We start from the raw sequence: 12,137 nt of genomic DNA, 5'->3' as shown, positions 1-12,137 counted from the left end.
CGGCCCCGGCCGCTCCTTCGCGAAGCGGCCCACGTCATCAGGGCCCCGGGCCGCTCGTCCATGGCCCGGCCGTTCGTGCACGCGGGGAGCCGCGGCGCGTGGCTCAGGCGTGCGGGGACCAGAAGGCGACCAGGCGGCCGACGCCGTGCTCCACCGACTTCCACGAGCCGTCGAAGGTGAGCACCGCGATGGCGGAGGTGGGGAAGCCGCTCCGGTTCATCCGGGCCAGCAGATCCCCCTCCGCCTCACCCGCCAAGGCGTCGGCCAGCGCGTGCACACCGGGGTTGTGGCCGACCACCATCAGGTCCTTGACCTCGTCAGAGGTCTCGTTCAGCAGCGCGATCAGCTCCCCCAGCGATGCCTCGTACAGCCGCTCCTCGTAGACCGTCTTGGGGCGCTGGGGCAGCTCGGACACCACCAGCTTCCAGGTCTCGCGGGTGCGGAGGGCGGTGGAGCACAGGGTGAGATCGGGAATGATGCCGGCCCCGGCGAGCCAGCGCCCGGCCACCGGGGCGTCTTTGCGGCCGCGCTCGGCGAGCGGGCGCTCATGATCGGATTCCTCGGCCCAGTCGGCCTTGGCGTGTCGGAGTAGGACGATCCTGCGGGGTACATCGACGCTCATGGGTCCCAGCTTCGCACGAAAAGCGCTGCGTGGCGCGGGGTGTTGAGGACGCTCCGCACCGCCGGGAACGGTGCGGCTACTGGTGCGGCACGACGTCCCGCACCATCCCGACGACGTGCGAGAGGACACCGGACTCGCTCGCGGCCTGTGCGTCCGCTGGGCCCGCGATGAGCAGCAGCAGCGCGACGAAGGCGACGGCGGGCAGCGCCACGGCCCACCACGGCAGCCGGGTCGACACACCACCGGACGCCGAACGGACCGGGGGTATGGACCGGGGGTACGGGCGAGCGGTCGGTGCGGACATCGGATCGCCTCCGGGTGCGGGCTGGACGCTGTGGCTCTTCGAGCCTAAGGAGCCCGACCCGCCGATCCCATCCGGTGAGCCACCTACTGACCCCTGACTCAACCCCCCTAAGGGTGGTGGGGTTAACCCCACCACCACCCCGGGGCGGCACCCGCGGGCGCGCCCCTCCGGGGGGGAACCGGTCAGGGCGAGGCGATGGTCGCGATGACCCCGATGACGACGGTGACCAGCAGCATCACACCGAGAATGGTGAGCAGCTTCTTGTGACCGTTCTGCGGATTCGGGTCGAGCACAGGAGACGACATGGCTCAAGTGTCCCAAACGCCGCGCACCGACTTCGACCGGGGCACCCGCCAGACCCATCGGGCCCGACGCCGGGGCACCCGCCAGACCCACCGGGCCCGACGCCGGGGCACCCGCCAGACCACCGGGCCCAACGCCGGGGCACCCGCCAGACCCACCGGGCCCGACGCCGGGGCACCCGCCAGACCACCGGGCCCAACGCCGGGGCACCCGCCAGACCCACCGGGCCCAACGCCGGGGCACCCGCCAGACCCACCGGGCCCCGACGCCGGGGCGCCCGGCACCCGGGCCCGCGCGGAGCCGCGTCACTCCACCGGCACGCCCACTCCACCGGCACGCCCACTACGCCGTAGGGGGCACCCTCACTGCTTCGTCCTCGACGGTGCGGTCACGGCCGGCGAGCACGCCCGCCACCATCTGCGGCACCATCAGCCCCGCCATCAGGGCGATCGGCAGGTCCCAGCCGCCGGTGTGCTGGTAGAGGGCGCCCACCAGCAGCGGGCCCGGGATCGACAGCAGATAGCCGGTGCTCTGCGCGAACGCCGACAGGCCGACCACACCGGCGCTGGTCTTCGCCCGCATACCGATCATGGTCAGGGCGAGCGGAAAGGCGCAGTTGGAGACGCCCAGCAGCAGGGCCCAGGCCCAGGCGCCGCCGGCCGGCGCCAGCCAGAGGCCGGCGTAGCCGGTGAACCCGAAGGCACCGAGGGTGAGGACGAGCACACCCTGGTGGCGCAGCCGGGCCGCGACCCGCGGCAGCACGAAGGAGAGCGGCACGCCCATCACCATGGTGACCGCCAGCAGCACACCGGCGGTGGAGGCGGAGACCCCCGCGTCGCGGAAGATCTGCGGCATCCAGCCCATGGTGATGTACGCGCCGGTGGCCTGGAGGCCGAAGAAGACGGCGAGCGCCCAGGCGGTGGGGCTACGGGTGATGCGGGGCGCGGGGGCGTCCTGCGGCGCGGCGGCGGACTCCGCGCGCACCTGACGGTTCGTGCGGCCTCGGGCGATGAGGAACCACGGCGACACGGCGACGGCGGCCAGCAGCGCCCAGACACCGAGGCCCAGTCGCCAACTGCCGCCCAGGGCATCGGTCATGGGCACGGTGACGGCCGCGGCGCCGGCGGTGCCCAGCGACATGGCCATGGAGTACAGACCGGTCATCGGGCCGATGCGGTCCGGGAACCAGCGCTTGACGATCACCGGCATGAGGATGTTGCTGACGGCGATGCCGGCCAGCGCCAGCGCGCTGATCACCAGGAAGCCCGCGGTGTTCCCGACCAGGGGGCGCAACGCGAGCCCCGCCGTGATGGCGGCGAGCCCGGCGCAGACGACGGTGGCCGGTCCCCAGCGGCGGGCCAGCCGGGGCGCCGCGAGCCCGAAGAGCGCGAAGCAGAGGGTGGGCACCGAGGTGAGCAGCCCGGCGACGGTGCCGCTCATGCCCAGGCCGTCGCGCACCTCCTCCAGGAGCGAGCCGAGGCTGGTGATGGCGGGCCGCAGGTTGAGGGCGGCCAGGACCAGGCCGATGACCACGATCCGCAGCGGCCAGGGCGAGCCGGCGTCGGGCGCGGACGCGACACGGGGACCGACTCCGGTGCCCGGCCCGGCCGCCGCTGCCGCCCGCGCGGTCAGCGGTCGCCCCGCTCCCGCCGCGGGCGGAGTGCGCTCCGCGGTCGCGGTCGCCGTGTCCGTCGTGCCGGTCCTGTCCCTGTCCGCCGTCTCCGCGGTCTCCTCGTGTGCAGCCATGCAGACCATCATAGAATCATGGGATGAATGCCTTCCAACGGGTTCATGGACCGTTCACGGGAGACGGCATCATGAGAGAGCCCATATCCCCGCGACGGCCCCCATGCCCAGGAGAGTCATGCCGCTGACATCGCCCCGGCGCTCCGCGCTCGCCGACCAGGTGATCGCCCAGCTGCGCGCCCAGATCACCTCCGGCGAGTGGCCGGTCGGCTCGCGGATCCCCACCGAGCCGGAGCTGGTGGAGCAGCTCGGCGTGGCCCGTAACACCGTGCGCGAGGCGGTGCGGGCCCTGGCCCACAACGGACTGCTGGACATCCGGCAGGGCTCGGGCACCTATGTCGTGGCCACCAGCGAGCTGGCCGGGGTGATGAACCGGCGCTTCGCCGACTCCGAGCCGCGGCACGTCGCCGAGCTGCGCGGCGCGCTGGAGACCAAGGCGGCCCAGCTGGCCGCGGAGCGCCGTACCGCGCAGGACCTCCGGCAGCTCGACGCCCTGCTGGAGCGGCGTGAGCGGGCCTGGGAGTCCGGCGACGCGGAGGCGTTCGTGGAGGCGGACGCCCGACTGCACATGGCGGTGGTGGCGGCGTCGCACAACGAGGTGCTGGCGGAGCTGTACGCGGACCTGGCCGGGGTGCTGCGCAGCTTCCTCCGTGCGGACGTGGGCACCGAGCTGCGGCCCGAGGCCCATATGGACCACGCCCGGCTGGTGGCGGCGATCCGCGACGGCGACGGCGCCCGCGCCGCCGCCGAGGCCAGCACCCACACGTCCGTCTGCCGTTTCTGAACGGACCGCCGCCTCACGCGGACGACGGCGCGCGACGACGCCGACGACGGCGGCGACCGGACGGCGGATGCGGCGACGGCGGGGCGACGCAGGTGGCCTCCGCCCCCGGCGGAGAACCCTCACCGGGCGAGCCGGCCCACGCGGCGAACCGTCACACAGCCGGCCGATCCGGTCGCCGGGCCGTCAGCGCAGGTGGCTCACCCACGCCTCCGCCATCTCCTTCCAGCACCGCTCCGAGACGCGGATGTGCTGGGCGGGTGCGATGTCCACCGGTCGGCTGGCCAGGTCCGGGTCCCACCAGCGTTCGCACTCCACGTGCAGCTGGATGCGGTCGGTCCTGGGGTACGGGTTGAAGCAGCTCGCCGTCGCGTGCGAGCCGTGCACCCAGGCGTCGCAGGTGGCGTGGTTCGGCCGGTTCTCGGCGGCCGGCACGATGACGGGGGCCGGCGGTGGTGTGGCGGGCGCGGCGGGCGGTCCGGACGCGGCGACGGCGAAGGCGGCGATCAGTGCCGCGGCCGCGGCACGGTGGGGCGTACGCATGGCGGTACCTCCTCGGCCGTGCTGCGGCGAGCGCCGCGGCTGCACCTCAAGGGGGACGCTCTCCACCCTGCCGGGGCCGCGGGCCGGACGCCCCTCCCGTGGCCCGAACGGGTGATGCCCCGCTCCCCGCGCATGCGGGGAACGGGGCATCGAGGTGTGGGCGGTTCGGCTCAGACGCCCATCGAGTGCACGCCGCCGTCGACGTGGACGATCTCGCCGGTGGTCTTCGGGAACCAGTCGGAGAGCAGACCGACGACGCCGCGGGCCGCCGGCTCCGGGTCGGCGATGTCCCAGCCGATCGGCGCGCGGTCGCCCCACTCGTTGGCCAGGGTCTCGAAGCCCGGGATGGACTTGGCGGCCATCGACTTGATCGGGCCGGCCGCGACCAGGTTGCAGCGGACGTTCTCCTTGCCCAGGTCGCGGGCGAGGTAGCGGTTGGTCGACTCCAGCGCCGCCTTGGCCACACCCATCCAGTCGTAGACCGGCCAGGCGAACTTGGCGTCGAAGGTGAGGCCGACGATGGAGCCGCCGCGCCGCATCAGCGGCAGCAGCGCCGTGGCCAGCGACTTGTAGGAGTACGCCGACACCTCCACGGCGGTGCCGACCTCCTCCCAGGTGGCGTCCAGGAAGTGGAAGGCGCCCTGCGGGCCGAAGGCGATGGAGTGCACCACGCCGTCCAGGTCGACGCCCTCGCCGAGGTGCTCGCGCACCCGCTCGGCCAGGGTGTCCAGGTGCTCCTGGTTGGTGACGTCCAGCTCGATGACCGGGGCGGGCTTGGGCAGCCGCTTGGCGATCCGCTCGACGAGGGTGAGCCGGCCGAAACCGGTGAGGATGACCTCGGCGCCCTCTTCCTGGGCGAGCTTGGCGGCATGGAAGCCGATCGACGCATCCGTGATGACGCCGGTGACCAGGATGCGCTTGCCAGCGAGAATTCCACTCATGACGTTCAGTGACCCATGCCCAATCCGCCGTCGACGGGGATGACGGCTCCAGTGATGTACGCGGCCTCCTCGGAGGCCAGGAAGCGGACCGCGGCCGCGATCTCGTCGGGCTGCGCGTAGCGCCCCAGCGGCACCTGCTTGACGATGCCCTCCCGCTGCTCGTCGCTGAGCACGCGGGTCATGTCGGTGTCCACGAAGCCGGGCGCCACCACGTTGACCGTGATGTTGCGCGAACCGAGCTCGCGGGCGAGGGAGCGGGCGAAGCCCACCAGGCCGGCCTTGGAGGCCGCGTAGTTGGCCTGACCGGCCGAACCGAGCAGACCGACCACGGAGGAGATGAGGACGACGCGCCCCTTGCGGGACCGCAGCATGCCGCGGTTGGCCCGCTTGACCACCCGGAAGGTGCCCGTGAGGTTGGTGTCGAGGACGCTGGTGAAGTCCTCCTCGGACATGCGCATCAGGAGCTGGTCGCGGGTGACGCCGGCGTTGGCCACCAGCACCTCCACCGCGCCGTGCTTCTCCTCGATCTCCTTGTACGCCTGCTCGACTTGCTCCGGGTCCGTGATGTCGCACTTCACGGCGAGGAAGCCCGCGGGCGGCTCGCCCGACCGGTAGGTGATGGCGACCTTGTCGCCCGCGTCGGCGAACGCGCGGGCGATGGCGAGGCCGATGCCGCGGTTGCCTCCGGTGACGAGAACCGAGCGGCTCAAGGGACCACCCTCTCTGTGGGATATCGCTGCGCTGTCGCTGCGTATTGTCGCGTGTGTCCTCCCGAAACTATCTGGCGACAGGGCCGTACGGGGAATCGAGGCCACACAGGGGCGGCCTCCGGTCACTGTGGGGTCCCTACAGAAAGCGATCGGCAAAGCGCTGGGCGACCGCCCCGCGGACACGGCATGATCGGGGACCTACCACGGGAGGATCACGTGCCCCATTCCATCGACGAGGACTTCTCGGCGCTGCCGCTGCGCCCGCTGGCCGACGCCGCGCTGGCCCGCGCGCGGGCGCTCGGGGCCACCCACGCGGACTTCCGCTTCGAGCGGGTGCGCAGCGGGTCGTGGCGGCTGCGTGACGCCAAGCCGGCGAGCTCGTCCGACACCACCGACCTGGGCTACGCCGTGCGCGTGGTGCACGGCGGCACCTGGGGCTTCGCCTCCGGGGTGGACCTGACGATGGACGCGGCCGCGCGGGTGGCCGCGCAGGCCGTGGCGATGGCCAAGCTGTCGGCGAAGGTGATCCAGGCGGCCGGGTCGGACGAGCGGGTGGAGCTGGCGGACGAGCCGGTGTACCCGGACCGGACCTGGGTCTCCGCGTACGACGTCAACCCGTTCTCGGTGCCGGACGGGGAGAAGGTGGCGCTGCTGACCGACTGGAGCGAGCGGCTGCTGCGGGCCGACGGGGTGGCCCATGTGGACGCCTCGCTCCTCGTCGTACAGGAGAACAAGTTCTACGCGGACACCGCGGGCACCTCGACCACCCAGCAGCGGGTGCGGCTGCATCCGCAGCTCACGGCGGTGGCGGTGGACCCGGACAGCGGCGAGTTCGACTCGATGCGGACGCTGGCGCCGCCGGCGGGGCGCGGCTGGGAGTACCTCACCGGGACCGGCTGGGACTGGGATCGGGAGCTGGCGGAGATCCCGGAACTGCTGGCCGAGAAGATGCGCGCGCCGACGGTCGAGCCGGGCGTCTACGACCTGGTGGTGGACCCGTCCAACCTCTGGCTGACCATCCACGAGTCGATCGGCCACGCCACCGAGCTGGACCGGGCGCTGGGCTACGAGGCGGCGTACGCGGGCACCTCCTTCGCCACCTTCGACCAGTTGGGCAAGCTGAGATACGGCTCCGAGCTGATGAACGTCACCGGCGACCGGACCGCGGAGCACGGGCTGGCCACCGTCGGCTACGACGACGAGGGCGTCGCCGGCCAGTCCTGGGACCTGGTCAAGGACGGGGTGCTGGTGGGCTACCAGCTCGACCGGCGGACCGCCCGGCTCACCGGCTTCGAGCGCTCCAACGGCTGCGCCTTCGCCGACTCCCCCAGCCATGTGCCGGTGCAGCGGATGGCCAACGTCTCGCTGCGGCCCGCGCCCGGCGGCCCCTCCACCGAGGAGCTGATCTCGGGGGTCGAGCGCGGCATCTACGTGGTCGGCGACCGCTCCTGGTCGATCGACATGCAGCGGTACAACTTCCAGTTCACACAGCAGCGGGCCTATGTGATCCGGAACGGCCGTCTTCGCGGACAGGTGCGTGACGTCGCCTATCAGGGAACGACCCCCGAGTTCTGGGGCTCGCTCGGGGCGGTCGGAGGACCCCGGACGTACGTCCTCGGCGGCGCCTTCAACTGTGGCAAGGCACAGCCCGGTCAGGTCGCCGCGGTCTCCCACGGCTGCCCGTCGGCCCTGTTCCGCGGCGTCAACATCCTGAACACCACCCAGGAGGCGGGTCGATGAGCCGTCACCCCCTCCACGGCCGGGGGTCCGGGGGTCGTCCCCCGGGTCGACACAGTCTCAACACCACCCAGGAGGCGGGCCGATGAGCCGTTCGCACAAGCCGCACGAGATCGTCGAGCGGGCGCTGGAGCTGTCCCGCGCGGACGGCTGTGTGGTCATCGCCGACGAGCACTCCACCGCCAATCTGCGCTGGGCGGGCAACGCCCTCACCACCAACGGCGTCACCCGCGGCCGCACGCTCACCGTCATCGCGACCGTGGACGGCGCCCAGGGCACGGCCTCCGGGGTGGTGTCCCGGTCCGCCGTCACCGCCGCGGAGCTGGAGCCGCTGGTGCGGGCGGCCGAGAGCGCCGCGCGGGACGCCGGTCCGGCCGAGGACGCGCGGCCGCTGGTCGAGGGGGTGGCGGCGTCCGCCGACTTCGCCGAACCGCCCGCCGAGACCTCGTCCGAGGTGTTCGCCTCCTTCGCCCCGACGCTGGGCGAGGCGTTCGCCCGCGCCCGCGCGGGCGGCCGCGAGCTGTACGGGTTCGCCAACCACGAGATGGTCACCAGCTATCTGGGCACCTCCACCGGGCTGCGGCTGCGTCACGACCAGCCGACCGGGACGCTGGAGCTCAACGCCAAGAGCGGCGGGGCGGGGTCGGTGCCGCGCTCGGCCTGGGCGGGCCACGCCACCCGCGACTTCAAGGACGTGGACCTGGCCGCGATGGACGCCGAGCTGACGCGCCGCCTGGAGTGGGCCGCGCGCCGGGTGGAGCTCCCCGCCGGCCGGTACGAGACGCTGCTGCCGCCGAGCGCGGTCGCCGATCTGCTGATCTACCAGATGTGGTCGGCGTCGGCGCGGGACGCGGCGGAGGGCCGTACCGTCTTCAGTCGGGCGGGCGGTGGGACGCGGCTCGGCGAGAAGCTGTCCGAGCTGCCGCTGACGCTGCGCAGCGACCCGCACGAGCCGGGTCTGGAGGCGGCGCCGTTCGTGCTGGCGCACGCCTCCGGCGACGACGCCTCGGTCTTCGACAACGGACTGCCGCTGGCGCCCACCGACTGGATCCGGGACGGGGTGCTCAACCGGTTGCAGACCACCCGGCACAGCGCGGACCTCACCGGCCTGCCGGTGGTCCCCGCGATCGACAACCTGATCCTGGACGGGGGCGGGACCCGCTCGCTGGACGAGCTGGTCGCGGCGACCGACCGCGGGCTGCTGCTGACCTGTCTGTGGTACATCCGCGAGGTCGACCCGGCGACGCTGCTGCTGACCGGGCTGACCCGGGACGGCGTCTATCTGGTCGAGGGCGGCGAGGTCGTCGGCGAGGCGAACAACTTCCGCTTCAACGAGTCGCCGGTGGATCTGCTCTCCCGCGCCACCGAGGTGGGCCGCACCGAGCGGACGATGCCGCGCGAGTGGAGCGACTGGTTCACCCGGGCGGCGATGCCGGCGATGCGCCTGCCCGACTTCAACATGAGCTCGGTGAGCCAGGGCGTCTGACGCCCCGGGAACGCCGGGACGCGCGGTGGCCGAGGGCGGGATCGGCGGCCCGGGACGGTCGGCCCGAGCCACCGCGCGTCCGAATTGGTCGGGGCGTACGACCGCGACCAAATAGACTCGACCCGTCCCTCGTCCGATCACGACTCTCCACAGGAACGCCACGATGACACGCCTCGGCGACTCCGTCGCTCTCGTCAGCGCACTGCTGGCGCAGGACCTCTCCTCCGACTCCACCGTCGAGCGGCTGCTCACGGAGACCAAGGCGCGGCGCTATCTGGACCTGACGGACCTGTCGGCGAAGGAGCAGGCCGAGCTGATCGCGTCCCGCACCGTCGAGGTGTTGCCGGACGTCCAGAAGCTGGCCGAGCGCATCGACGAGCGCCGCGCGGCGGGCCGCGGGCTGAGCATCAAGCTGGGCATCGACCCGACCGCCGCGGATGTGCACCTGGGGCACGCCGTTCCGGTGATCATCCTCAGCCGCTTCCAGCGGATGGGCCACGACGTCACGCTGCTGATCGGCGACTTCACCGCCAAGATCGGCGACCCGTCGGGGCGCACCGCGGAGCGTCCGCCGCTCACCGACGAGGACATCGCCGCCAACCTCGCCGGCTACCGCGAGCAGGTCCGGCCCTTCTTCGACTTCGAGAAGGTGAACTTCCGGCAGAACAGCGAGTGGCTGTCTCCGTACACCTTCCCGGAGCTGCTCGGACTGCTTTCCCAGGTGCCGGTCTCCCAGTTGCTCCAGCGCGAGGACTTCCGCAACCGGCTGGCCGCCGGCTCCGGGCTGACCATGTCCGAGCTGCTGTACCCGATCGCGCAGGGTCTGGACTCGGTGGCGCTCGACTGCGACGTCGAGCTGGGCGGCGCGGACCAGCTGCTCAACCTCCAGATGGGGCGCAAGCTGATGGAGCTGCGCGGCCAGCGCCCGCAGCTCGTCGTCACCATGCCGCTGATCGAGGGCACCGACGGCACCGGCGCCAAGATGTCCAAGTCCAAGGGCAACTACGTCGGGCTGACCGCCCCCGCCGACGATGTCTTCGGCAAGATCATGTCGGTTCCGGACCGGCTGATGGAGCCGTACCTGAAGGCGTGGACCGAGTGGACCGACGCGGAGGTCGCGGCCGTGCTGGCTCGGGTCGCGGACCGCTCGCTGCACCCGATGGACCTCAAGAAGGTGCTCGCCGGTGAGGTCGTCGCCGCGCTCTACGGCCTGGAGGCGGCGATGGCGGCGCGCGCCGGGTTCGTGGCCCAGTTCTCCAAGAAGAGCTTCACGGACGTGGAGTCGCTGCCGGAGGTGGACACGGCCGAGCACGGCGCCGAGACCGTCATCACCGTGCTGAGCAAGGTGCTGGGCTTCCAGCCGAGCGCCTCCGCGGCGCGCCGGGTCGCCAAGCAGAACGGGCTGCGGCTCGTCGTCGAGGGCGCGGCCGGCCAGGAGTCGGCGGTGCTCACCGAGGCCCAGGCGATCCGTCCGCTGGCCGAGGTGGTGGCCGAGGTGCTGGCGGCGGCCGGGCTGGAGCCGGGCTCCGGCAGCGTCTACCTGAAGGCGGGCCGCAAGATCGCGCAGCTGCGCGGGCTGTAGGCGCGGCCGCCCCGCGGGCGGAGCACGACGCACGGCGGCGGCCGGTGGGCGATGAGGCCCACCGGCCGCCGCCGCGTTCCGCCGGGTTCGCGGCCCGCCGGCTCAGGCCCGCCTTCGGCTGCCGCGGATCGAGGCCCACAGCGGGGTGCCGACCGCCACGATGAGCACCGCACCGCCGAGCTGGAACAGGTGCCGCCACCAGTCGATGCCCGCGGTCTCCCGGACCCCGAGCCAGCCGGCGAGGGCATTGCCCAGAATGCTGCCGAGGAGTCCGAAGAGGGCCGTCAACCACAGGGGGATGTCCTGCTTGCCCGGCAGGATGAGCTTGGCCAGCAGACCCAGCACCAAGCCGACGATGATCGCCCACAACCAGTTCATGTCGCCTCCCGGCACTGCGGTGTGCGCATTCCTCCCCAGTCTCCGACCGGCACCCGTACGGCGCACGCCGGATGGCCCTGTACGTCGTATGGCGTAGCCGGATAAGTGCCGCAGGGGCCGCCCCGGTCTCGAACGCGACCGAGCCGGGGCGTAACGTTATGCGTGTCCGGTACCGGGGTGAGCCGGTGTGTCGTCAGGCGGTGGAACGTGATGCGGAAGCGAAGCGGTACCCAGGTCTTCCGGATCACCGGAGCCAGGCAGAGCCTGGCCGAGGACGTCCGCGGCAGGCAGCGCCGCTACATCATCTCGATGAGCATCCGCACCCTGGCGGTCGTGCTGGCCGCCGTGCTGTGGAACGTGGAACGGCACGTGGCCGCCGTGGCGCTGGTCGCGGGCATGCTCCTCCCCTATATCGCCGTCGTGATCGCCAACGCCGGCCGGGAGAACGTGCCGTCGCTGCCTTCGACGTTCGTTCCGACGACCGTCCGACCGATGCTGACCGCCGGCGCCGAGGAGCCCCGGGCGGAATCCGACCCGGAACCCTCCGCTCACCTTTCCGGGGACTCATCGGACGCACGCGGCTGACCTGCCGCGCCGTCGCAGCCTCAAGAAAACCTCAGATCAATCATGTGGTTCCGGTGCACCGCGCCCCATGCCGCATGACATACTGCGTACGCGCTCCGCATCCCCCGTCGGAGCGACGGACCGACGCCGGGCGGCTCCCCCCGTGGCTGCCCGGCGTCGCCATGTCCGGGTTAGGGTCGGCGGTGTGAACTCCCCCGACACCTCCCCGGATTCCGTGATCTGCTCTGCCAAGGGCTGCCGGGCGCCCGCCGTCTGGGTGCTGGCGTGGAACAACCCGAAGATCCATACGCCGGAGCGGCGCAAGACCTGGCTGGCGTGCGAGGAGCACCGCGAGCACCTGTCGAAGTTCCTGGGCGTGCGCGGGTTCCTGAAGGACGTCGTGGCACTGGAAGAGTGGTCGGACGCCGAGCGCTGAGCCC

The 12,137-nt window shown here is 72.4% G+C and carries 14 protein-coding genes; 6 read left to right on the top strand and 8 right to left on the bottom strand.

The genetic code is table 11. From position 1 onward, the window contains the following. Nucleotides 1-103: 103 nt before the first annotated feature. The 4 genes from LRS74_RS26655 to LRS74_RS26640 all read right to left on the bottom strand — a co-directional run bounded on the left by LRS74_RS26655 (nt 104) and on the right by LRS74_RS26640 (nt 2,975). Nucleotides 104-622 carry a histidine phosphatase family protein gene (locus LRS74_RS26655; RefSeq protein WP_277743376.1) on the bottom strand — a complete coding sequence of 173 codons (519 nt, stop codon included), beginning with the start codon at nt 620-622 and terminating at the stop codon, nt 104-106. 76 nt (nt 623-698) lie between these two features. Further along, a complete protein-coding gene (locus tag LRS74_RS26650) occupies nt 699-926 on the bottom strand; it encodes a hypothetical protein (RefSeq protein WP_144384523.1) in 228 nt (75 codons plus the stop codon). Nucleotides 927-1,108: 182 nt separating this feature from the next. Further along, nucleotides 1,109-1,231 carry an SGM_5486 family transporter-associated protein gene (locus LRS74_RS26645; protein WP_260867716.1) on the bottom strand — a complete coding sequence of 41 codons (123 nt, stop codon included), beginning with the start codon at nt 1,229-1,231 and terminating at the stop codon, nt 1,109-1,111. 340 nt (nt 1,232-1,571) lie between these two features. After that, nucleotides 1,572-2,975 (bottom strand): MFS transporter, encoded by a 1,404-nt coding sequence (locus tag LRS74_RS26640; protein ID WP_277743374.1) that lies wholly within the window; start codon nt 2,973-2,975, stop codon nt 1,572-1,574. 118 nt (nt 2,976-3,093) lie between these two features. On the opposite strand from LRS74_RS26640, the gene LRS74_RS26635 reads away from it, so the two are divergent. Further along, nucleotides 3,094-3,759: a FadR/GntR family transcriptional regulator gene (locus tag LRS74_RS26635; RefSeq protein WP_144384524.1), complete on the top strand. Its 666-nt coding sequence runs from the start codon at nt 3,094-3,096 to the stop codon at nt 3,757-3,759. A 183-nt stretch (nt 3,760-3,942) separates the two neighbouring features. Here the strand turns inward: LRS74_RS26635 and LRS74_RS26630 are convergent, their stop codons facing one another. The 3 genes from LRS74_RS26630 to fabG all read right to left on the bottom strand — a co-directional run bounded on the left by LRS74_RS26630 (nt 3,943) and on the right by fabG (nt 5,950). Next, nucleotides 3,943-4,299 (bottom strand): hypothetical protein, encoded by a 357-nt coding sequence (locus LRS74_RS26630; RefSeq protein ID WP_277743373.1) that lies wholly within the window; start codon nt 4,297-4,299, stop codon nt 3,943-3,945. 170 nt (nt 4,300-4,469) lie between these two features. Beyond that, a complete protein-coding gene (gene fabI / locus LRS74_RS26625; protein ID WP_277743372.1) occupies nt 4,470-5,240 on the bottom strand; it encodes an enoyl-ACP reductase FabI in 771 nt (256 codons plus the stop codon). A gap of 5 nt (nt 5,241-5,245) precedes the next feature. Further along, complete coding sequence (gene fabG, locus LRS74_RS26620) at nt 5,246-5,950, bottom strand: 3-oxoacyl-[acyl-carrier-protein] reductase (RefSeq protein ID WP_277743371.1); 705 nt, start codon at nt 5,948-5,950, stop codon at nt 5,246-5,248. A 216-nt stretch (nt 5,951-6,166) separates the two neighbouring features. On the opposite strand from fabG, the gene LRS74_RS26615 reads away from it, so the two are divergent. The 3 genes from LRS74_RS26615 (at nt 6,167) to tyrS (ending at nt 10,755) form a co-directional block, all read left to right on the top strand. After that, on the top strand, nt 6,167-7,690 hold the full coding sequence (locus LRS74_RS26615) for a TldD/PmbA family protein (protein ID WP_277743370.1): 1,524 nt from the start codon (nt 6,167-6,169) through the stop codon (nt 7,688-7,690). An 82-nt stretch (nt 7,691-7,772) separates the two neighbouring features. Further along, nucleotides 7,773-9,173, top strand: a complete 1,401-nt coding sequence (locus tag LRS74_RS26610; RefSeq protein ID WP_277743369.1) for a metallopeptidase TldD-related protein — start codon at nt 7,773-7,775, stop codon at nt 9,171-9,173. Between the two features lie 163 nt (nt 9,174-9,336). Continuing rightward, nucleotides 9,337-10,755, top strand: a complete 1,419-nt coding sequence (gene tyrS, locus LRS74_RS26605; RefSeq protein ID WP_277743368.1) for a tyrosine--tRNA ligase — start codon at nt 9,337-9,339, stop codon at nt 10,753-10,755. A 102-nt stretch (nt 10,756-10,857) separates the two neighbouring features. Here the strand turns inward: tyrS and LRS74_RS26600 are convergent, their stop codons facing one another. Beyond that, entirely contained in the window at nt 10,858-11,133 is a 276-nt protein-coding gene (locus LRS74_RS26600; protein ID WP_277743367.1) for a GlsB/YeaQ/YmgE family stress response membrane protein, read from the bottom strand. Nucleotides 11,134-11,343: 210 nt separating this feature from the next. On the opposite strand from LRS74_RS26600, the gene LRS74_RS26595 reads away from it, so the two are divergent. Both LRS74_RS26595 and LRS74_RS26590 read left to right on the top strand, forming a co-directional pair. After that, nucleotides 11,344-11,718: a DUF3099 domain-containing protein gene (locus tag LRS74_RS26595; protein WP_277743366.1), complete on the top strand. Its 375-nt coding sequence runs from the start codon at nt 11,344-11,346 to the stop codon at nt 11,716-11,718. 184 nt (nt 11,719-11,902) lie between these two features. Next, on the top strand, nt 11,903-12,133 hold the full coding sequence (locus LRS74_RS26590) for a hypothetical protein (RefSeq protein WP_277743365.1): 231 nt from the start codon (nt 11,903-11,905) through the stop codon (nt 12,131-12,133). Nucleotides 12,134-12,137 lie beyond the last annotated feature (4 nt).

It is taken from the genome of Streptomyces sp. LX-29 (assembly GCF_029541745.1).
Lineage (GTDB): Bacteria > Actinomycetota > Actinomycetes > Streptomycetales > Streptomycetaceae > Streptomyces.
This window is presented reverse-complemented; position numbering and strand designations above follow the sequence as displayed.

Bases quoted from the DNA above. Each gene is read 5' to 3' on its own strand.
- LRS74_RS26640 (WP_277743374.1), bottom strand. From the start codon at position 2,975: ATGGCTGCACACGAGGAGACCGCGGAGACGGCGGACAGGGACAGGACC.
- LRS74_RS26635 (WP_144384524.1), top strand. From the start codon at position 3,094: ATGCCGCTGACATCGCCCCGGCGCTCCGCGCTCGCCGACCAGGTGATC.
- LRS74_RS26600 (WP_277743367.1), bottom strand. From the start codon at position 11,133: ATGAACTGGTTGTGGGCGATCATCGTCGGCTTGGTGCTGGGTCTGCTG.
- fabI (WP_277743372.1), bottom strand. From the start codon at position 5,240: ATGAGTGGAATTCTCGCTGGCAAGCGCATCCTGGTCACCGGCGTCATC.
- LRS74_RS26630 (WP_277743373.1), bottom strand. From the start codon at position 4,299: ATGCGTACGCCCCACCGTGCCGCGGCCGCGGCACTGATCGCCGCCTTC.
- tyrS (WP_277743368.1), top strand. From the start codon at position 9,337: ATGACACGCCTCGGCGACTCCGTCGCTCTCGTCAGCGCACTGCTGGCG.
- LRS74_RS26645 (WP_260867716.1), bottom strand. From the start codon at position 1,231: ATGTCGTCTCCTGTGCTCGACCCGAATCCGCAGAACGGTCACAAGAAG.
- LRS74_RS26595 (WP_277743366.1), top strand. From the start codon at position 11,344: ATGCGGAAGCGAAGCGGTACCCAGGTCTTCCGGATCACCGGAGCCAGG.
- LRS74_RS26610 (WP_277743369.1), top strand. From the start codon at position 7,773: ATGAGCCGTTCGCACAAGCCGCACGAGATCGTCGAGCGGGCGCTGGAG.
- LRS74_RS26655 (WP_277743376.1), bottom strand. From the start codon at position 622: ATGAGCGTCGATGTACCCCGCAGGATCGTCCTACTCCGACACGCCAAG.
- LRS74_RS26650 (WP_144384523.1), bottom strand. From the start codon at position 926: ATGTCCGCACCGACCGCTCGCCCGTACCCCCGGTCCATACCCCCGGTC.